Genomic DNA, 19,619 nt, shown 5'->3' with positions numbered 1-19,619 from the left:
AATGAAACAGAGTGAACACTTTTCATTTGGCAATGAAACGGAAATCGAAGATATCGGTGGCGGTCTTAAACGCCAAATGCTTGGCTTTAACCATGAGTTAATGGCCGTCAAAATTTGGTTCGAGAAAGGTGCTATTGGTTATAACCACGCCCATCGTCATTCTCAAGTGACTTATGTTGTTGAAGGGGAATTTCACTTCAATATCGATGGTGTCACTAAAATCCTAAGAGCTGGAGACAGTTGTTTCATTCCGCCCCATGCAGACCATGGGGCAACCTGCCCAACTGGCGGTATTTTAATTGATACTTTCAGTCCTGCTCGAGAAGATTTTGTAGAGGGATTAGCATGAAAATCAACAACCTTCGTTGGTGGGTAATTTTATTGATCGCCATTGCGACAATTATTAACTACATTGACCGTTCTGCACTTAGCGTACTGTGGCCTGATATTGTGGAAGACATCTTCCCTGATGAGTCTGCCCTAGAACGTAAACAGATTTACGCCAATATCTCTATTGTGTTCATTTTATCTTATGCCTTTGGTCAAGCCATATTTGGCAAAATTTTTGACTGGGTCGGTACACGCCTCGGGTTTGTTCTATCAATTGGTGTTTGGTCGATTGCGACTGCGTTACATGCATTCGCTCAAGGCGCATTAAGTTTCAGTTTTTTCCGCGCCATACTCGGTGTAGCAGAAGCAGGTAACTGGCCTGGAGCGGCTAAAAGTAACGCAGATTGGTTCCCAGCTAAAGAACGTGCCTTAGCACAAGGTATCTTCAATTCTGGTGCAGCAATTGGCGGTATTATTTCTATTCCACTCATTGCTTACATGACAGTTTATTTTAGCTGGCAAATGATTTTTGTGGTTATCGGTCTAGTCGGTCTGTTGTGGCTTATTCCATGGATTATCTTGGTAAAAGCACCACCTAAGTCTCACCCTTGGATCACCGAAGCAGAACGTGAATATATTCTTACAGGTCAAAAAGTAACTGACGATTCAGGTGAATGCGACCAAGAAGAATATAACCCAACAACAGGTCAACTGTTAAAGCACAAACAAAGCTGGGGGGTGATCATTGCCTCTGCTGCAATCGATCCTATTTGGTGGTTATTTGTATTCTGGATCCCGATTTACCTCAACGAAGTTTACGGTATGGATGTTAAATCTATCGGTATTTACGGTTGGGTTCCATATGTAGGTGCCATGCTGGGAGCTTGGTTTGGTGGTTTGCTAGCGCAAAATCGCATAAAAGCGGGTTGGAATATTAACAAGACCCGTAAACTGACGATCACTTTAGGTTGTTTAATCATGCTCCCAGCACTCATTAGCATGGCGAGTCCTGGTGGCCCAACAACTGCGGTAATCATTATGGCGGTGATCTTATTTGGCTTCCAAACAGCTATTGGTAATGTGCAAACGCTACCTAGTGACTTATTCGGTAAAAAAGCCGTTGGTTCACTAGCAGGTTTCTCTGGCATGGCTGCTAAATTAGGTGCATTAGGTTTAACAGCTTTAGTGCCTTACCTCACTGCAGACGGTAACTACACACCAGCGTTTGTTATTGGCGCGTCATTAGCTGTTATTGCCATTGTTGCTGTTTGGGTGTTGATTCCTAAAATTGAGCCTGTCAAAAAGCCTCAATAACTTAGCAATATTTTTTAATCCTTGTGAATAAGGCTCCGTAAATGAAAAACATGTTTTTACTTGGCGAATGTATGATTGAGTTGATGACAACCTCATCAAACACCATGAAGCAATCATTCGCTGGTGATGTTTTTAACACGGCTGTTTACCTAAAGCGCACGTTTGCAGATGTGAACGTGCAATTGGTCACAGCGGTAGGTAAAGACCCATTCAGCCTTAATATGATTCAGTATTTTAAAGATGAGAACATTGGTACGGATTTAGTGTTTACATCGGACACAAAGATCCCTGGTTTATATTCGATACAGTTGGATGAACATGGTGAGCGTAGCTTTACCTATTGGCGTGAAAATGCTGCAGCCCGTCAAGTTATGCAGCACATTCAGTCTGAGCAAATAGCGCAATTGTCTGCTGGTGACATGTTTTTCTTTTCAGGCATTTCATTAGCTGTTGTAGAGCCTCAGGCCAGAAATGATTTCTGGTCTATGGTGAAACAATTAAAAGCATCCGGTGTGCAAATCGTGTTTGATCCAAATTATCGACCTCGATTATGGCAAAGCCCGAACGAAGCCAAAGCGCAATTTGAGCTGGCATTTCATGCCGCCGATACTCTGCTACCGGGTATTGACGATTTTGAACAACTTTACGCCATAAATAACGCTGCTGACATGATAGGTTTTTTAGCCCCATTCGGCATTGGCGAGCTCATCATTAAAAATGGCCCTGAATCTGTCGTTGCATTATTTAACCAATCTGAGCCAGTTGAATTTAAGGTAAAACCTGTCACGAATGTGGTGGATACCACCTCTGCTGGTGACTCGTTTAACGGTGTGCATTTAGGGGCAAGAATGAATGGTATTGCAGTATTAGATGCCATTGACCTCGCCTCTAAATCGGCTGCATTTGTTATTCAGCATAAAGGCGCAATCGTAGACAAGGTCGAGTTTAATCAGTTTAGCAAGACATTATCTCTATCGTAAAAACATTTGTCCTCGTGTTGATGAGTCGCCGATTAACTACTCATTGCTCAGCGGTTCAATTAATGCAGGCTAATGAATTAGCTAAAGATAATTTAAGCTGGGGCTGTACCCAAAGAGCCCTTTTTTATTTGGCTCAACCTACTTTATTGGTATCCACTCCCTTTCAGGTATCAATAATGTAGGTTAGGCCATTTCCTATCTCGCCCCTAACCTCATCAATAAAGCTTCAGTTGCCACAATCACCCAAATCCCCAATCTAAGAAGTGCATATCATTGAAAGAGTATCTAGCGACAAGAATTAGCAGCTAATGTGCTTACTTCTTTGTAGACGTTTCTTGTTGTGGCGGCGAGAATAACACCGACAAGCGCTGCTTAATCGATAAGTCAGGCTGACTGACATCTTTGAACATATCTCGCCATTCAGCAAAGCTAACCACTATCGGATTCATGCTGTTTACCGGTTTTGTAATCCCATAAATAACCGTCGCTTTTTCAGGCTCAAAGGTACCAAATAACTTATCCCATATGATCAACACCCCAGCATAGTTCTTATCGATATACTCTGGGTTTTGACCATGGTGAACTCTGTGATGGGAAGGCGTGTTAAAAAACCACTCAATTGGTCCAAGCGTCTTCACCGCTTGAGTGTGCACAAAAAACTGTAACCCTAAGTTCAGTAACACCACAAACACCACCCAATTAGGTTCAAAACCAATCACTATCAAGGGTAGCCAGAATAACCACATTCCAGCCAATGGATACATTAAGCTCTGCCTGAAGGCTATACTAAAATTCATATTTTCAGAGCTGTGATGCACCACATGTGCGGCCCACATCCAACGGATCCGATGACTTGCACGATGAAACCAGTAATAAAAGAAGTCTTGTAACACCATCAATAAGAGGAAACTGAGTACCCCCATCTCAATATCAAATAACTTCCAGCCAAAAAAGTATAAATACACTTTCGCGATTAACAGGCCAGCAAGAATGTCAGTCAATTGATGCATGCCAGCTAAACAAACATTACACCAGACCTCCGCTTTTTGATAACGAGCAGAAAGCGGTAATTTGTGGCGTAAATCCCCTAAAAACCACTCCAATAAAATGCAAATAAAGAACACAGGCGCAAGCACTAAAAGTAGTGCTTCGGGGTGATCGATAATTGAACTCAAATCCATTGAATGTCCATCCTAGTTATTATTATTTTGAACTTATTTTTTGATGTTAGTTTCTTGATGTTAGTTTCTTGATATTAGTTTCTGAACCGTGCATGTCGTTATTAAACAAGGCCTACCATTTAGCAAAATGATCTTCTGTCAGCCCAAGCTGGTTTCGTAAAACATGTTTACGGTTATTATTATCAATAATATGGCCACTAAAATAACCAATGTACTGTCTGAAGTTACTTTTCAAAAAGCCAAAATTACGTTTTTCACTACGACAATTTAACGCCCTAAAGGTCAAATCCACTTGGTTATCAGCGGTGCTAAGCTGCCAATAATCGTCACTTACATGTCGATTAAAATCAAACTTAACCGCAGGCAATAAATGTCGCTCGCCATTTATCCAAAGCACATTTTCCGTTGCACCTGTTTCATTTACGCCAGCAGCAAGATTAAGTCCAAGCACACCGTGCTCAACCTGCGCATTGATTGACGCCCAGCGCCAGCTCGTTTCACGGCGCATATACCCCGCAGAGAAGTCATAGCCGCCAAGTGCGTATTGTAAAGGCTGTGGCTCATGCTTAATGGTTAAGCTGCCTTTAACTTTTAAGCCATTGTGTTTTTGGGTGTACGTCCAGCCGTTATACCCCGTTGGGGTACATAAGCTCATAGGTAAACTCAGCACAGGCGGCTCTAGCGTTAACTCGGCCTGAATATCGTCAGTTTGAATACTGAGTTGCCATACACCTTCTTTGATGGAAAAAACAATAGGACCTTGTTTGTGCTTAATACGGGCTTTTCCTTGCAAAGGAGAGCGCGAAACCGACATTCCCCATGACAGTGGTTTTAAGGCTTGAGTTTCAGTTAAGCGGTTTTTTTCAATATCATACAAATAACAAAAACTACTACCAACATAGCGGATATCAGCTATAGCAACACCAATGATATACCTAGGCGTGGTGATATTGATAAATTGAAACTGTTTATAATCAAAGTACTTTGCCCACCAAGAGCAAGGCTTATCCATTTCATTGAAATAGTGAAACTGTTTAATGCTTAGATCTGATACCGCACCATCAAAATGACCAAATATAGGTTGTCCTTCAGCATTCATTAGCTTGTCAGGTGCAAGTTGTAAGTGATTCATTGACATACTTATTCCGTGTGTTATCTCTGTATGTAGTTTATTACGCTTGCGCACTAATTACTCTAACGTGAACAAATTAACAGTTGAAGTCAAATAGCGTGAATTTGCGAATAAGATTCTTACTGTTCAAATCCTCAATATGGATATCAGGTTACGCTAATTAACTGCACTAATTAGGCTGGATTGGTGCTTAAAATCTGTTATTCTGAGCCCACCATTTTTTATTATTTTTAGTTATGAAATCATTGTCATTAGTGCTTTGCTCCGCCCTATTTTTAACCGCTTGCGCCAGTCATACACCCACTCATATTGCACTAAACCCCAATGTGCCTGTATCAGAGTATAAAATTGATCGCTTTGATTCTGTTGCAGTCAGCACCATTGACGTTCGGAAAGCTAACTTTATTGCGAGATTTAACAAAGAAGGCGAAGCTGCAAAATTAGTCAGCCCAAGTGAACCTATTAGGCAACAGCTTGATGACGTATTTAAAAAGGCAATGAGAAATGCTGGTTATCAAGTCGACCCAGCGGCCAGCCACACCGCACAATTCCAATTAGACTATCTACTTACAGATGTCACAGAGTCAACATTCGGTTTTGAAGCAAAAACAGCATTAACTATCAATGTTGTCGCAAAAAACGAGAACCAAGAATTCACTAAGATTTACAATGCAAGAGGCATGTTAAAAGGCCCATTTAGCCCTGACTTTGCCACTCTTGAATTAGACATGAACAAACTCATTGATGAGTTAACCACTAAAATCATAAACGATGCAGAACTGCATCAGTTTTTACAACAATAACACTCACCCCGAATAAGGAAGATCTCATGCTAAAGTGGATTGCTGCCAGCATTTTGTTACTGACATCCATGGTGAGCCAAGCCGCCATTGATATTCAACCTAACACGCTTTACCCACAAGTCGAGTTTGATACCACTATGGGTAAAATCGTCGTTGAATTGGATCGCACCCGTGCCCCGCTAACTGTCGACAACTTCCTTACTTATGTCGTTAAAGGTGAATACGACAATACGATTTTTCACCGTATTATCGCTGATTTTGTTGTTCAAGGTGGCGGTCTGAGCCCTGAGCTTGAAGAACGTGAATCTATGGACCCGCTATTTAACGAATCAGGAAACGGGTTATCAAACAGTATGGGCACGATTGCCATGGCTCGTGATAATGATCCGCATTCTGCGACCCGTCAGTTTTACTTTAATGTAGGTGACAATAAAAACCTTAACCCTTCAAAACGACGATGGGGATATGCGGTATTTGGCGAAGTCATTGAAGGAATGGCAGTTTTAGAAGCTATGTCTTATGTGCCGACTGGCCATAACGATGAATTGAACTGGCCTGATTTTCCTATCAAAGAAATCAAACTGAATAAAGCGACACTACTGAAAAAATAAAAAAGGGCCATAATTACCACTTTTTATTAAATCATTTTTTCAACAACAGCTGGAGTGAAACATTGATTTTACTCCAGTTTTTTTAGCCTGTTATCTTTGGTTTACAAATTATTCCAGAACAAAACGCTGAATTTTCGATGACAATGTAAATTCGAGTAAATATTCAACAATCCTGACTATACTTACCTAACCTATTCACTGTTTTACTCCCGTGTTTTGATTTCCGTGTGACAACACAAGCTCACACTCTTGTATTCATTTATCAGATTTTGTTCATGGATTGTATTTAAAAAAGGATGTCATCAATGACCCCAAATGACTTCATAGAAACAAAGGCGCCGCAGCTTGCCTATTATGGGAAAGCATTTTTAAATAACCAATTAGAGCACAGCGAAATTAAGCTCTACATGTGGGACGTACTCGAAGAGTGGCAATCTATTGCCGATAGCCCGACTTTCGAACCCCAAACTCCTACCGACACAGAAAAAGTATTTTGGCATCTTCTCCATTGTTTTGACCAATGGCCCGCGATTGTAATTAGAGGTAATCAATTCTTACGTCAACAAGTCGATGATTGCTGCGATTACATTAATATAGGTGGCACAATGCCATCAGGTTGTATCGGTTTACGGCCGACAAATTAACCAAAAGTTTCCCTTTGTTATCCCTGTTTTTATAATAGGTTAAATTTCCAATCAGAATGGCTTGAACCAATGAGCAGCGCAGCATAAGCTAGAGCCATTCTCCTTCAATCAGTTGCCTTAATGTCAGAACTGTTATCTCGTACCCGTGAAGCCTTATCTGTTTATTATCACAAACGTGTCCTTGCAATGTTATTGCTTGGGTTTTCTGCAGGCTTGCCTCTCATGCTGGTGTTTTCCACTCTTAGCTTTTGGCTTAGAGAAGCCGGTGTTGACCGTGCGGCTATCGGTTATTTTAGCTGGATAGCCCTCACCTATGCCTTTAAGTGGGCTTGGTCACCATTGGTTGACCGAATGGCACTGCCGGTATTTACACGGTTATTTGGGCGACGACGAGGTTGGATGATCTTTGCCCAACTTGGTCTTGTAGCTGCGATATTAGGTATGGCGCAAAGCGATCCCCTCGTTGATTTAGAACAGCTAGCCATTTTTGCTCTCATTCTGGCTTTTGCCTCTGCCACTCAAGATATTGTGATTGATGCCTTTCGAATAGAATCTGCACCTCAAGACATGCAAGCGGCATTAGCTGCTGCGTACCAAGTGGGTTATCGCGGCGCTATGATAGTGGCAACAGCAGGCGCATTAACTATAGCCGCCTGGGTTGACCCAGGTAACACTGACTATAATTTAGAGGCATGGCAAACCGCTTACTTTGTCATGGCAATGCTCATGTCAGTGGGGCTCATTACCACCTTATTCTGTAAGGAGCCCCAAGTTGATACTAAAGATGCTGATGAGAACGAACGCCAATTAAAGCAAAAGTTTGCTCAAAAATACCCGACTAAAATGGCAAGTGCTATGGCCTGGTTATACAGTGCAAGCGTGTTGCCATTTGTCGACTTTTTCAAACGCTACGGTAAAAGTGCCATCCTGATTTTATTACTGATTTCTTGTTATCGGATCTCAGATATTGTGATGGGAATTATGGCAAATGTGTTTTACGTCGATATGGGCTTTAGCAAAGAAGAAATTGCGTTTTTAAGTAAAGTTTATGGATTAATCATGACTTTACTCGGTGCTGGTGCGGGCGGCATTTTAATTATGCGTTATGGCACGATGAAGATTTTATTTGTCGGTGCTTTACTTGTTGCAGTCACCAACCTACTGTTTGCTTGGCAGGCATACATTGGTTACAACGTGCCATTTTTAACCTTTGCCATTTCGGTAGACAACTTTAGTGCAGGGATTGCAACTGCCGCCTTTATTGCTTACCTATCCAGCTTAACTAGCAGCGGATACAGTGCCAGCCAATATGCATTACTGTCGTCAATTATGCTGCTATTCCCTAAGTTTATTGCAGGGTTTTCTGGGGTATATGTAAACGCATTTGGCTACGTTAACTTCTTTATTGCTGCCAGTTTAATTGGCTTCCCTGTTTTATTGATGATTAGCTTATTACAGCGCTACCCTCCCCCCTGCCAACAGGTTGATAAGCAAACAACATCAGCAAACCCTGATGCAAATAGCGCTAACGAAAAAAGCGCTGACGTAAACAGTGACGCCAATAAACTCACTTAGCAGAGTTAACAGACTTAACACGTATACTGCGCAGCAGCATTCACACGTCATCGAATACAGTTAGTCACAACAAAAAGCCCAACTTAACGTTGGGCTTTTTGTACGCATTACATATACAGCACTGCAGTTACCACAAGCCTTTTGACTTAACTTTGCTGGCTCGAGCCAATTGAGACGTTAGCTGAGACTCGGCCAGCTCTGTAGCACCCATTTGAGATCCACTGACCGATAATCCTTGATTAAGCTTATCTGCTACCACTTGAAATTGGCTGGTTAACTGTTGTTGTAATAGCAAAATAGACTGCTGAATCGCTTTTTGATTAGTCTCAATGGAGGTTTGAATATCAGTGAATGGCACAAGATTATCTTGAGCTGAAAGCACATTATCTGGCAAGCTTGCCGACATTGATTCAATTTGTTGTGTCAGAACAGATAGCATTTTTTGGTTATTGTGTTCAACCGTTGCTACTTGCTCGCTTAATGTCGTTAGCGCACTACTAATTTCAACACAATTAATATCAACACGATTAATATCAGCACTGTTAATTGTCTCTTGCAGTTCAGTGGTAAGCTTGCCACACAACGACGCTTCTAATCCGCCAACGGCTTCTGTTGTATTGAGCTGCATTTTTTCAAAATGGCTTTGATACAAGCTTTGCTGCGCTTGAAGCTCTTGCTGTGCACTCGCCTCCTGCTGCTTTAAGACTTCCTCTCGATGACTTGCCAATATAGCTTCTAACTGTTGCCATTGAGCTTCCTCTAGACCTTGATGCGATGTGGCAAGGCTAGGCTCTATTGCTGGATCACTTTCAGTGTCATCAAATAAGCTTATTTGCTTCATTAATCGAGCAGCACTGACGCTATCCACATGATATTGCTCACTAATAAGCCTAGGTAAATCAGCCGAGACTTGGTGCAAATAAAGGCCGCTGAGGTAGATGTCTCGATGAAAGTGACTGCGCCGCTGAAGGGCAATATCTTTATCATCACCACGGCTTTTTTCCGTTTCTTGCCAAGCTCTTAAATTATCAATAGCAAAGCTATGTTGCTTATGTAGCTCTGGCGCTAAATTAAACGTGCACTGAATTCGCATAAAAGTTACCTATTAAGCTGCGTGATAACAACAGATCTCACGAGATAAGGCTTCTTGAGGCTGTTCAAGTAACACGATTTTTTCACCTAAGCTTGGGTAAACGGCATGCACAGCTTCTTCAATCAGCATAGCGCCGCCGCCCACAAGATAAACGCGGTTAGGGTTACGCATAAAGGTTTTGGCTTCATAAGCAATTGCATTACCGAGTTCTTGAATTTTGTTCTCAATACATTCAAGCACCCAATCAACTTTGCTTAAATCATTAATAACTTCACAAGCAAACTCACGGTCATGACGGTGCTTAATTAGCTCATTTGCCACCAAGTAACTTGCGTCACTATCAGCTGCTGCCAAGGCTTTTCTCGCGGCGTCTGTCACCATAGACACGCCGATAGTGGCATTGCCGTATACACTCGACACGTCATCAAATTCACCAACGATCACGCCCATATCCAATGTTGTGCCACCAACATCAATGACTAACGATTTAGTAAAGGCATTGATACCAGAATCCACTAACGTTGTTAACACCGCAGGCAAGCTTTCAGGCAGCACTTCAACATCCACTATCTCGAATAACTCACCTTTATTGAGCGAAATTTCACGCAATAAGTTTTCTTTTTTACGGGCGATGTTGGCTTCATTCTTCTGGCAATCATCCGCATTGTAATATTCAGTAATTGGTAAGGTGACCAAAATGCTCACAGGGCATGGCGATACCCCCGTTTGGAGCAAGGCATGATGCACTGATAATAGGTTTAAATCATCGTACTGATATGCCACATGAGTGGTTGATAACGCTCTGTCCGATGTGGCATCAAAGGTGTATTTGGTCGAACCTATTTGATAATTAAATATCTTCTTTCCATTGATTAATGCAGCACTTTTCCAATCTTTCCTAAACGAATTAGGAGAAGTCACACAATGTACTTTGTCATTTTCAATCCAGCTGATTTTGACATTGGTAGAACCATCATCGATGGCAAATTTCATTTTTGCAGTGCTCATAACGCGAATCTTAAAATGTCTTAATGAAAGGTGTGCAGCAACAAGGCGACCACAAACGCTCACAACTTAAATAAAAAATGAATTTTATCGATTAATGATTTAGATAATAAAAAACGCCGTAACCTTTAACGGCTACGGCGCTTGCATCATTCAAATAAGCGAATTGAAACTAATCAGTCACGAAAATTATTAAACTGAAAAGGCTGCCCTAGTTCGGACTCTTTTGCTAAGCGCATGACCGCTTGCAAATCATCACGCTTTTTACCCGTCACACGAACAGAGTCGCCTTGAATCGCCGATTGTACTTTCAATTTGCTGTCTTTGATTTGTTTAACCAACTTTTTGGCAATTAAACTATCAATCCCTTGCTTAAACTTTACTTTTAAACTGAAGGTTTTACCGCTATGAACTGACTTTTCATCCACTTCCATCGCTGATGGTTCAACGTTACGTTTACTTAATTGTATACGTAAAATATCCACCAATTGACGACACTGAAAATCATCTTCAGCTTTCAGTGTAACCACATTATCTTTATGTTCGATTTCAGCTTCTTTACCACGAAAGTCAAAACGCCCAGCAAGCTCACGACGTGAGTTTTCGACAGCATTACGTAGTTCGACTTCATCAACTTCTGACACAATATCCATAGATGGCATTGGAATTCTCCCCTATTTACGATGCCACTATTCTAGCATTTTCCGCCACTGGGCAAACCCTCCATAAAATAGAAAACAATAATTATCTGGAAGTTAATGACATTAATCGTGGTATTTTCTATCATTGCTGCATCGAAACGATATTGCATCAGGCTAAGTTAACCACAGCATGAAATTAAAACTTTTTTTACAGGCGCATTTGTAGTCGCAGTACTTGTGGTGAGTTACTTAGTCTTTTCCAAACCTAATTACCCAGTTACCTTCTCAAATATGGATAAAGTCGGCCATACGGTCAGCTTTTTAGGGTTGGCGTTTCTCGCCTACTTTGCGTTTAAACCTAAATGGTATTGGATGTGCTCTGTCCTCACTGCTTATGCGATTTTAATTGAAGTTATCCAATCCCAAATACCTTACCGAAGCGCCTCGGTTGCCGATGTGGTCGCTGACGTACTGGGGATTGCATTGTTCTATCTATTTTTGTTTGTATTTAGAAAGTACCAAGCGGCTAAATTACTCCCTAAACGTGCTTCAAAAGTATAATAAGCGAGCCCATTATGCTTCAGCCTCACACAACCAAAACGGTTGCCGCCACTAAACCTACGGTTGCCATTCTTGGTGCTGGCGCCATCGGCATGTTGGTTTACAAGCAGTTATCTGAGTTCACTCAGCCGATATTACTCGGTAGGGATTTAATCAAAGAACACGCACTGACATTTGAACCTTTTTCAAAGGAAGCCACCAGCGAGACACAGATCATTGAAGGGATGATGTGCGATGTAAACACGATAACTCACACTCAACTTGCCTCAGTTTCGTTAATCATCGTTTGTGTAAAGTCTTATCAAGTGACGCATGCCATCAGGCCACTCATCGATAACTTGCCGCAGCAATGCACATTGCTGTTGTTGCATAATGGCATGGGACCGCATTTAGATACCCTCACTTTATTGGCGCAACATCAAAGAGACGACATTAACCTTTATCTTGGCACAACATCGCAAGCGGCATTAAAATGCAACAAGCTTCATGTGCGTCAAACCGGTACAGGTAAGACAATGTTGGGCCATTTTAAAGGCAAAAAATTAACAGAGAAGCAATTAGCACTGTTAACCCAAGCAATACCTGATTGTCACGTCAGCGAGGACATTCGTTTAGCCCTTTGGCAAAAACTGGTCATCAACTGTGCGATTAATCCACTTACGGCCATAGAACAGTGCCGTAACGGTCAACTCGCTAAACCGCAATACCAAGCGCGCATAGATAATATTATCGACGAATGTATCATGGTGGCTAATGCAGACGGCGTAATGCTATCCAAACAAGTAATGGTTGAAAACGTCTATCAGGTTATCGCACTGACGGCGAATAACTACTCCTCAATGCATCAAGATATTGCGCACCAACGTCAAACTGAAATACATCAAATTAATGGCTATGTCACGTCACGGGCGAAATATCATCATATTGCTACCCCTGTGAATGACCAACTCGTGGATGATGTCAGCTCACTATAGGATTGGCGCTAGACTTATTGATAACAGCCTTGAGCTTATATAAACAGCCTTGAGCTTTAAGATAGCAGCCTTGAGCTTTAAGATAACAGTCCTGAACCTTAAGATAACAGTCCTGAGCTTTAAGATAACAGCCCTGAGCCTTAAAATAACAACCTTGAGCCAATACAAACAGCCTTGTACTCACTAATGAAAAAGCTGCCTTAGTCTTATGACCAAACCGACTTTTACGCCCACTTACCAACCTTTCAAGCCCGCCATTGTTGCAGGGTATATCAGTATGCTGCTTGGGGTTTTATTTTGTATAACCTACTTTGACCGCCCACTAGCTGAATATATACATCATGTAATGCATGTAAAAATAGCCAGCTTTGCCTACTCAAGCCAAACACATGCTGTGCTAGAGTCATTATCCAAAAGTCCTTTGGTGCTGGAAATATTGGCCTTCATCATCGTTATGCTTAGCCTAATTAAGCCCTATCAACTGCGCCTTTATCATCTAAGAAATATCATCTTATTGGTTGCAATCAACGCCACAATTATCAGAGTCAGCGCCAAGATAGTGTTTGGCCGCACTTGGCCAGAAACTTGGACTAACAATAACCTCTCTTGGATATCCCATGGCGTAGAGGCATTTTATCCGTTTTCTTTATCGGCAGGCTTTCATTCTTTCCCGTCAGGACATACCCTACTGACGTTTACATTCGCATCGTTGTTTTGGCAGTGTTTCCCTCGTTTTAAGTTGATATGGATATTTGCGATGTTGGCGGTAGTTCTAGGGCAATTACTGCAAAATTATCATTATTTGGGCGATATTCTCGCGGGCGCAACGCTTGGTTTACTCGTAAGCCAACTGAGTATTAATTATTATTGTCACAACAAGAATTTCAGACATAAAAAAGGACCTTTCAATAGGTCCTAATTTGATGATTCGTTGACTTTAACCGAGAGCGATTAAACGGTTAGATATCGATACCAAAACCCACGATAAACTGGTAATCATTTTCTTTTGGCGTATTGCCGTCAGAATCAGGTTGAGGGCTCGCAGTGTGATCCCAGACAAACGATAAATCTAAATCGAAGATATCCGTTAACTCAATCTCAAGTGTCGCTAAAGCATGATGAGTATAACCACCAGAATCATCATCACCGTATTGCACCCGATAAGAAGTGATAAAATCGATATCGCTGGTTATTTCGGTATCGTAAACCGTCTCAACTACCACAGTTGCGGAGCTACTGTCTGTGCTTTCTCCCGCTTCGACATTATTAAACTTAGTATAGGTATATGCTGGACCACCTGAAATACTCCACTCGGTTTTCGAAGTATCAATGATGTTATAACCTAAACCCGAACCTAAAGTTAGCTTGTATTCAATGTTTAAAAACTTGTCGGTATAAATCTCAGCAAACACAGGGCGCAAATAAAACTGCTTAGATAAAAACCAATCGAAGTTGGTATTAATACGGTTGTTATTAATTTTCTCTTCACTGTCTGATTTAGAATAGTTACCGATATAGTCAATATTAAATCGAGACTCAGTGGTTCTGCGTTTAGTTTTCGCGATAGCACTGTAATCAATTTGCTCAGTGTTACCCGATCTAAAGTTGGCACCTAAACTAATTTTACTCGACCAGTAATTAGATTCAGTTTGCTCGCCTGCGATAATGGTCAGAATTTGCTCTCGCTGAAACTCTTTACCATCAATAAACATTTTACCGTCACGCACCAATAACTGTCCGCTTTGGGTGCTTAAATCTAAAAAGCCAATACTGACCGTGCCAGCACTTTGCAGTACTTTAACGTCATCCCAATCAATAAAAAGAGTGTCGAGTTCATCGCTTTCAAACTCAAGCTGATCATCATACAGGTTTTTTATTTCCCCTTTTAACAGCTCCATCGAAGTTAACTGTAGCCAATCAAACTCACTGTCTTGAGGCGGGGTAACTTGTTCGGGAGTAAAAGTTGCGGCACCGGATAATTGACTACCTTCAGGCGCTAAACTTTCTGTCGAAAGAGTGGCACTGTGAACATTAGAACTTAATGTAAATAAGAGGCTAGTGCAGCCTATGGCAACACTCAGTTGTCGAGCAAGGTGATTCATAAAACACTCCCTGAATAAGACTTCTTGGTTTTACTCAGGCTAGTATAGTACGAAAAAACAACAAATTAAAATCAATATAAGGCATAAAACTCCAAATGGGGTTACCCCGTCAGCTGCAGCTAATTGTTAAGTCCACATCACCAAAATTGCAGCTAGTGCTATTAAGACTAAACCCAATATTTCGTTAACCTTCACTTTTTGTTTTAACCAAAATACGCTAATGAGCATAGTAAAAAACACTTCAATTTGACCTAAGGTTTTCACATAAGGCACAGCTTGCAACGACATTGCACTAAACCAACCAATAGAAGCGATACAGCTACACACACTGATTGAAAGCGTTAACCTTGGTCTATGCCAAAGCGCCAGTAATGTCGCTCGGTCTTTAATCCCAAGGTAACTGACCAGTATCAATGTCTGTAGACCAATAACAGATAACAACACCCAAGCAGCTCTATGGGTAAATGGAATAGGGTCATACATCGCTGAGTCAGTCATGAGCAGCAAGCTTGCCTCTCGTACCCAAAGTGATGTGAACGCAAACGCAACCCCACTGCCAATACCAAGCACTATGGTATTAAGCGATAATCGCTTAACACCCCGTTGAGTGCTTAACAGCATTACAGCAACCGCACCAATTATCACACCAATCCAGCCTAACAAACTCAGACTCGTACCAAAAAAAAGCACACCTAATATCGCTGCGACCAAGGCCTCACTTTTCGCAAGCCCTGCACCAACAGCAAAGTTCTTTAACTGAAATAGTTTAACCATCAATCCCGTAGCCAAAATTTGCATCAAAGATGCCCCAATGACAAAAGCATAAAGTTGATAACTAAAACTGGGAAGCTCACTGGGTTGAAATTGATAAAGGCTGAAAAGGTATAAAGCAGCAATTGGACCTGCCCAAATAAAGCGCGCCAAGGTGACACCACTGACTTTCACTTGCTGGCTCAGCTCGCTTTGAAATGCATTACGCCAAGATTGCATAAAAGCCGCAAGTATCGTCAGTGCTATCCACATACATTTATACCCAATAATTCATAGCGTTGAGGTTTATTTTAATGACTTAATTGAACAGTCTTTTATTACTGTAAAATATCACAAACTCAGCAATAGATTACTGGTAATTTGTTCTAGCTTAGAAGTAGCGTTCGACCTGTGTCGAACATACTTTTTTGTTCGCATATAGTCATGTGGAGGAGATAAATGGTTTAGAGCGAGTATGGTTCTGGACAGAAGCTTGTAAGCGCAAAGGGTATAGAATCGCTCGTGGGATTAGGAAAGGAAAGGAAAGGAAAGGAAAGGTAATAAATTAAAATTTACACTGACCCACATATTACTTACCCACATATTAGTCGCTTCAAAGACCAAAGAAAGTGGCAATAATTGCCTGTATTAGCAAGATGATTGTAACACTGAATTGCATGCTAAGAGATGATGTAATATGGGAAGCCTCAAAAGCTCAAAATTAGCTATTGACGCCATAGTCTCTTGTTAGGTGTTTATACCTACAACCATTTGTTCTTTAACGTTGTTTGGGATATTAACCCAAAGTGTTTCATCATTAAAACTTAAATTAATATTACAATTTTTAGTGACGTTTATAATTTGATGAAGCCAGTCGGAATGACTCCAGCTTCGAGGTGGAGGTGATGTGAATGCTTTTAAACCATTATCCCAATACACTTCAGCACCTTCACGATAAATATGCTGATATCTTGGATTGCCACCACTAGCTAAGACAACGATTAATTGATTATTTTCGAGTATCTCAACTCGTTCGATAACTTCCATGCTCGAAAAACACCTAACGCCCTGCTAATGGGCGCATAAATGCTTGGCTAAAATTAGCGACGAAGGCGCGCAAGCCAAGCGTTTTGCGTCCTTTTGAGTAACTTGTTAGTTTGCAATTTCAAATTCAGGTGCCCAGTTATCACTGACTTCAAATTGTTTGTAAAACTGATTAAGTATTTTCTTAGGGTACTTTGAAAAGCGTGCACTTTCCAAATGTTGAAAAATACTTAACGATTCCAGTGAAACTGCTTCAGGAACCACACCAAACAATTCAAGAAATTTTAGATTTGGTAACTTAGCTAATGGTTCAAGAGAATGAACGATAGTTTTTTTACCCGAAGCATCCCAACTTGGCAAAGTTGATAATGAGAGTGTTTCTAGCTCGAGCAAACCTGAAAGTGAGTCTAGGTTTGATATGTTTGGTAAGTGCGTAATTGAAAGAAACTTTAAACTAGTGCACTTTAACAGAAAATTAAAATCACCTTCAGGCAATGTAGCCACATTGAGTTGTTCAAGGTTTGTGCATTCTGATATTTGGGAAAATGATAAATAATTGCAATGCCATATCGTCATAGACGTGATCTCCAGTGGATTCTCTATGATTGGCATTTCCTTGCTTTTATCTCTCATGTATTCGATGTGCACGATACCTCCTTGCAAACTAACGCCCTAATAATGGGCAAAAAATTGTTGGCTAAAATGTTGAGGAACGAAAACAGCCAACTGTTTTTTGTCCTTATTAATTAGCTTGTATGGATAATAAACCCACCTAATTTACAAATACTTCCCTGTTTCGGGTAATGTGAGACCCAGGCTTTAGCTGCAACTAAAGCTTTCCTTGTCGTAGTTCGATTGATTGCTGGCTCCTCTATTGAGAGACCGATAACAAGAAAGAACGCGACAAAGGACTCCAAGCAAAACACTCGAATAGTCTACTGGGTCTCGAACCCGCATTTGCAAGCAAGAGTTAGCTTATTATGAATTCAAAAACTAATCAAAACATTAACATCGGTGTCGATACGGGTAAGTTTCAGCTCGATATTTATATCCGACCACTCGATATCTTTTTCAACGTCAAAAACGATGAGAAAGGCATTAAAGAAGCTGTTAACCTCATCAAGAAACACCATCCTGAACGTATCGTTATTGAAGCAACAGGTCGCTTAGAAATGCCATTTATCATGGCCTGCGCTGAAGCAAATCTGCCCTTCGTTATTGCGAACCCAATACACATAAAACGATTTGCTGGTGCCATTGGTCAAAAAGCTAAAACAGACAGGCTAGATGCGCAGCTCATCGCTCATTATGGAGATGCGATTAAGCCTAAGCTATCTACTTTAAAGCCTGACATCATGCAGGCTATGAGCGATTTAGTCTCAAGACGCAATCAAATTATGGCAATGCAAACGATGGAGAAGAACAGGCTGCAAATTCTGCCGAAAGAGGTTGCGATGACCATCAAACCTATCTTAACTGTATTTAAAAATCAGATAGAAAAGATAGAAGCAAAAATAGTTAAACTCATTGAGTCCAACCCTGCTTCTCGTAATAAATCAGCCAAGCCAAAAATATCATTCTACAAAGCATGAAAGGAATAGGTAAAATCGCCGCTGCTTCAATCATCAGTAACCTGCCTGAACTTGGATATATTAATAATAAAGAAGCGAGTTCATTAGTTGGTGTTGCACCAATGAATAAAGAAAGTGGTCGCTTCAAAGGCCAACGAAAAATTCAAGGTGGACGGCATCAGGTCAGGACTGTTTTGTATATGGCAATGATGTCAGCCATACAATCAAACCCTGTTTTTAAAGAAACTTACCAACGTTTAGTCGAAGCCGGAAAACCAAAGAAAGTAGCTATTATTGCCTGTATTAGAAAGATGGTCGTGACGCTTAATTCAATGCTAAGAGATGGTGTGATGCGGGAAGCGCCAAAAGCTTGAAATTAGCTATTGACGCCATAGTCTCTTGTTAGGTTTCTTTACCCATAGTATACAGGTAATAACCTTGCCTTAAACCCTTTAGCATAAATCCACCACTTAGCACCAACGTCGTCAGTAAATTGGTAGAAATTAAGGTCGTTTTCCAGATAATTAGAGTCTAATACCTGAACCGCTAATTCGTTTAATAGTTCTAACTTTACAGGGGCTAATAGACGGAATGAAAGACACATTGAATCAATGCCATAAAACTCTAGTTCAATTTCACCATCATCTTTGGTTCCGGTATCTCCATTAAATTTAATTAACAATGATCCTGCAACATCGGATTTCTCTACTGATATATTTTCTACATCAGCAGGACCCTCGAGTTTGGAAAGATAATTGTTCATTTGCTCCAATTCCATTTTGAAAACCTAACGCCCTAGTTAATGGGCAAAATATTGTTGGCTAAAATGTTGAGGAACGAAACACAGCCAACTGTATTTTGTCCTGATTAAACAGCTTGTTATACGCATTTATTAGCTGACATAGTTATATTCATAATATTTTCTACGTTGCTGTAAGTTGCATCTCCATTTCTTATATCTACAGAGATGTAGTTACCTTCTTCTACGAACTGCCTAAGTTGTTGACTAGAGCAGACTTTATCTTTGACATAGGCCCTAGAGTTTTGTTTTATCAAATCCAATTTTTTAGGGTTTTCGCCGAGCCCACCTAACTCAAGAGCTAATGAAATAGTTTTTCCTTGTGCAGAAAACCAAACTAATTTTATCCGCTCATCGTCCTCGGTGAAATACTTTTCAAAAGTTGCTTTTAACTCATCTTCACGTTTTGTTTGAGCGAAGTCAGCAAAAATCATCCTTCCCAAGTTAAGGGTGACAATGACGAAAGCTATAATTGAGAGCACTTTTTTGAAATTCACACCAATCCTTTA

22 protein-coding genes and 2 pseudogenes are annotated in these 19,619 nt (G+C 40.8%); 13 read left to right on the top strand and 11 right to left on the bottom strand.

The features are described 5' to 3' along the window. Position 1 precedes the first annotated feature (1 nt). Genes SJ2017_RS05535 through SJ2017_RS05525 form a run of 3 tightly spaced genes read left to right on the top strand, consistent with a single transcriptional unit; the run spans position 2 to position 2,624 of the window. Positions 2 to 349 (top strand): cupin domain-containing protein, encoded by a 348-nt coding sequence (locus tag SJ2017_RS05535; RefSeq protein WP_055024343.1) that lies wholly within the window; start codon positions 2 to 4, stop codon positions 347 to 349. Further along, on the top strand, positions 346 to 1,644 hold the full coding sequence (locus SJ2017_RS05530; RefSeq protein WP_055024344.1) for an MFS transporter: 1,299 nt from the start codon (positions 346 to 348) through the stop codon (positions 1,642 to 1,644). The genes SJ2017_RS05535 and SJ2017_RS05530 overlap by 4 nt, the downstream gene beginning before the upstream one ends. 41 nt (positions 1,645 to 1,685) lie before the next feature. Further along, the gene (locus SJ2017_RS05525) at positions 1,686 to 2,624 is read left to right on the top strand and encodes a sugar kinase (protein WP_080915129.1); all 939 of its coding nucleotides are present in this window, start codon (positions 1,686 to 1,688) and stop codon (positions 2,622 to 2,624) included. Between the two features lie 314 nt (positions 2,625 to 2,938). Here the strand turns inward: SJ2017_RS05525 and SJ2017_RS05520 are convergent, their stop codons facing one another. Together SJ2017_RS05520 and SJ2017_RS05515 are read right to left on the bottom strand one after the other, a co-directional pair. After that, entirely contained in the window at positions 2,939 to 3,805 is an 867-nt protein-coding gene (locus SJ2017_RS05520; RefSeq protein ID WP_080915128.1) for a sterol desaturase family protein, read from the bottom strand. A gap of 112 nt (positions 3,806 to 3,917) precedes the next feature. Then, a complete protein-coding gene (locus tag SJ2017_RS05515; protein ID WP_055024347.1) occupies positions 3,918 to 4,943 on the bottom strand; it encodes a DUF2804 domain-containing protein in 1,026 nt (341 codons plus the stop codon). Positions 4,944 to 5,173: 230 nt separating this feature from the next. Here SJ2017_RS05515 and SJ2017_RS05510 point away from each other — a divergent pair, with 230 nt between their 5' ends. The 4 genes from SJ2017_RS05510 (at position 5,174) to SJ2017_RS05495 (ending at position 8,570) form a co-directional block, all read left to right on the top strand. Further along, positions 5,174 to 5,740 (top strand): YajG family lipoprotein, encoded by a 567-nt coding sequence (locus tag SJ2017_RS05510; RefSeq protein WP_080915127.1) that lies wholly within the window; start codon positions 5,174 to 5,176, stop codon positions 5,738 to 5,740. 26 nt (positions 5,741 to 5,766) lie between these two features. Next, entirely contained in the window at positions 5,767 to 6,351 is a 585-nt protein-coding gene (locus SJ2017_RS05505; RefSeq protein ID WP_055024349.1) for a peptidylprolyl isomerase, read from the top strand. Between the two features lie 305 nt (positions 6,352 to 6,656). Next, entirely contained in the window at positions 6,657 to 6,995 is a 339-nt protein-coding gene (locus SJ2017_RS05500; RefSeq protein ID WP_055024350.1) for a hypothetical protein, read from the top strand. A gap of 120 nt (positions 6,996 to 7,115) precedes the next feature. Continuing rightward, entirely contained in the window at positions 7,116 to 8,570 is a 1,455-nt protein-coding gene (locus SJ2017_RS05495; RefSeq protein WP_080915126.1) for an AmpG family muropeptide MFS transporter, read from the top strand. A gap of 127 nt (positions 8,571 to 8,697) precedes the next feature. On the opposite strand, the gene SJ2017_RS05490 is transcribed toward SJ2017_RS05495, so the two are convergent. The 3 genes from SJ2017_RS05490 to SJ2017_RS05480 all read right to left on the bottom strand — a co-directional run bounded on the left by SJ2017_RS05490 (position 8,698) and on the right by SJ2017_RS05480 (position 11,330). Continuing rightward, complete coding sequence (locus tag SJ2017_RS05490; protein WP_080915125.1) at positions 8,698 to 9,663, bottom strand: hypothetical protein; 966 nt, start codon at positions 9,661 to 9,663, stop codon at positions 8,698 to 8,700. 12 nt (positions 9,664 to 9,675) lie between these two features. Beyond that, a complete protein-coding gene (gene parM / locus SJ2017_RS05485) occupies positions 9,676 to 10,671 on the bottom strand; it encodes a plasmid segregation protein ParM domain-containing protein (protein WP_080915124.1) in 996 nt (331 codons plus the stop codon). Between the two features lie 173 nt (positions 10,672 to 10,844). Next, the gene (locus tag SJ2017_RS05480; protein WP_055024353.1) at positions 10,845 to 11,330 is read right to left on the bottom strand and encodes a YajQ family cyclic di-GMP-binding protein; all 486 of its coding nucleotides are present in this window, start codon (positions 11,328 to 11,330) and stop codon (positions 10,845 to 10,847) included. On the opposite strand from SJ2017_RS05480, the gene SJ2017_RS21580 reads away from it, so the two are divergent. From SJ2017_RS21580 to SJ2017_RS05465, 4 genes are all read left to right on the top strand, one after another. Next, on the top strand, positions 11,324 to 11,503 hold the full coding sequence (locus SJ2017_RS21580) for a hypothetical protein (protein ID WP_167692894.1): 180 nt from the start codon (positions 11,324 to 11,326) through the stop codon (positions 11,501 to 11,503). The genes SJ2017_RS05480 and SJ2017_RS21580 overlap by 7 nt on opposite strands. 46 nt (positions 11,504 to 11,549) lie before the next feature. Continuing rightward, complete coding sequence (locus SJ2017_RS05475; protein ID WP_244899777.1) at positions 11,550 to 11,870, top strand: VanZ family protein; 321 nt, start codon at positions 11,550 to 11,552, stop codon at positions 11,868 to 11,870. 14 nt (positions 11,871 to 11,884) lie between these two features. Then, positions 11,885 to 12,844 carry a ketopantoate reductase family protein gene (locus SJ2017_RS05470; protein WP_080915123.1) on the top strand — a complete coding sequence of 320 codons (960 nt, stop codon included), beginning with the start codon at positions 11,885 to 11,887 and terminating at the stop codon, positions 12,842 to 12,844. A gap of 208 nt (positions 12,845 to 13,052) precedes the next feature. Then, the gene (locus SJ2017_RS05465) at positions 13,053 to 13,763 is read left to right on the top strand and encodes a phosphatase PAP2 family protein (protein WP_080915122.1); all 711 of its coding nucleotides are present in this window, start codon (positions 13,053 to 13,055) and stop codon (positions 13,761 to 13,763) included. Positions 13,764 to 13,803: 40 nt separating this feature from the next. Here SJ2017_RS05465 and SJ2017_RS05460 read toward each other — a convergent pair whose 3' ends face one another. Next, the gene (locus tag SJ2017_RS05460; RefSeq protein WP_055024357.1) at positions 13,804 to 14,946 is read right to left on the bottom strand and encodes a DUF481 domain-containing protein; all 1,143 of its coding nucleotides are present in this window, start codon (positions 14,944 to 14,946) and stop codon (positions 13,804 to 13,806) included. 126 nt (positions 14,947 to 15,072) lie between these two features. Then, positions 15,073 to 15,969 (bottom strand): DMT family transporter, encoded by an 897-nt coding sequence (locus tag SJ2017_RS05455; RefSeq protein WP_080915121.1) that lies wholly within the window; start codon positions 15,967 to 15,969, stop codon positions 15,073 to 15,075. A gap of 344 nt (positions 15,970 to 16,313) precedes the next feature. Between SJ2017_RS05455 and SJ2017_RS21420 the strand changes: the two are divergent. Beyond that, positions 16,314 to 16,421, top strand: a pseudogene (locus SJ2017_RS21420) (IS110 family transposase); the annotation flags it as partial. 22 nt (positions 16,422 to 16,443) lie between these two features. Here SJ2017_RS21420 and SJ2017_RS05450 read toward each other — a convergent pair. Then, on the bottom strand, positions 16,444 to 16,743 hold the full coding sequence (locus tag SJ2017_RS05450) for a hypothetical protein (protein ID WP_080915120.1): 300 nt from the start codon (positions 16,741 to 16,743) through the stop codon (positions 16,444 to 16,446). A 105-nt stretch (positions 16,744 to 16,848) separates the two neighbouring features. Further along, a complete protein-coding gene (locus SJ2017_RS05445; protein WP_156003164.1) occupies positions 16,849 to 17,388 on the bottom strand; it encodes a hypothetical protein in 540 nt (179 codons plus the stop codon). Between the two features lie 332 nt (positions 17,389 to 17,720). Here SJ2017_RS05445 and SJ2017_RS05440 point away from each other — a divergent pair. Beyond that, positions 17,721 to 18,685: pseudogene (locus SJ2017_RS05440) on the top strand (IS110 family RNA-guided transposase). 38 nt (positions 18,686 to 18,723) lie between these two features. Here SJ2017_RS05440 and SJ2017_RS05435 read toward each other — a convergent pair. Both SJ2017_RS05435 and SJ2017_RS05430 read right to left on the bottom strand, forming a co-directional pair. Continuing rightward, positions 18,724 to 19,089, bottom strand: coding sequence for a hypothetical protein (locus SJ2017_RS05435; protein WP_080915118.1), 366 nt, complete (start codon positions 19,087 to 19,089; stop codon positions 18,724 to 18,726). Between the two features lie 101 nt (positions 19,090 to 19,190). Next, entirely contained in the window at positions 19,191 to 19,607 is a 417-nt protein-coding gene (locus SJ2017_RS05430; protein WP_080915117.1) for a hypothetical protein, read from the bottom strand. Positions 19,608 to 19,619: the final 12 nt, after the last annotated feature.

The organism is Shewanella japonica, assembly GCF_002075795.1.
Taxonomy (GTDB): Bacteria; Pseudomonadota; Gammaproteobacteria; order Enterobacterales; family Shewanellaceae; genus Shewanella; species Shewanella japonica.
Note: the sequence above shows the minus strand (reverse complement) of the source record. Positions and strands in the feature narration are given on the sequence as shown.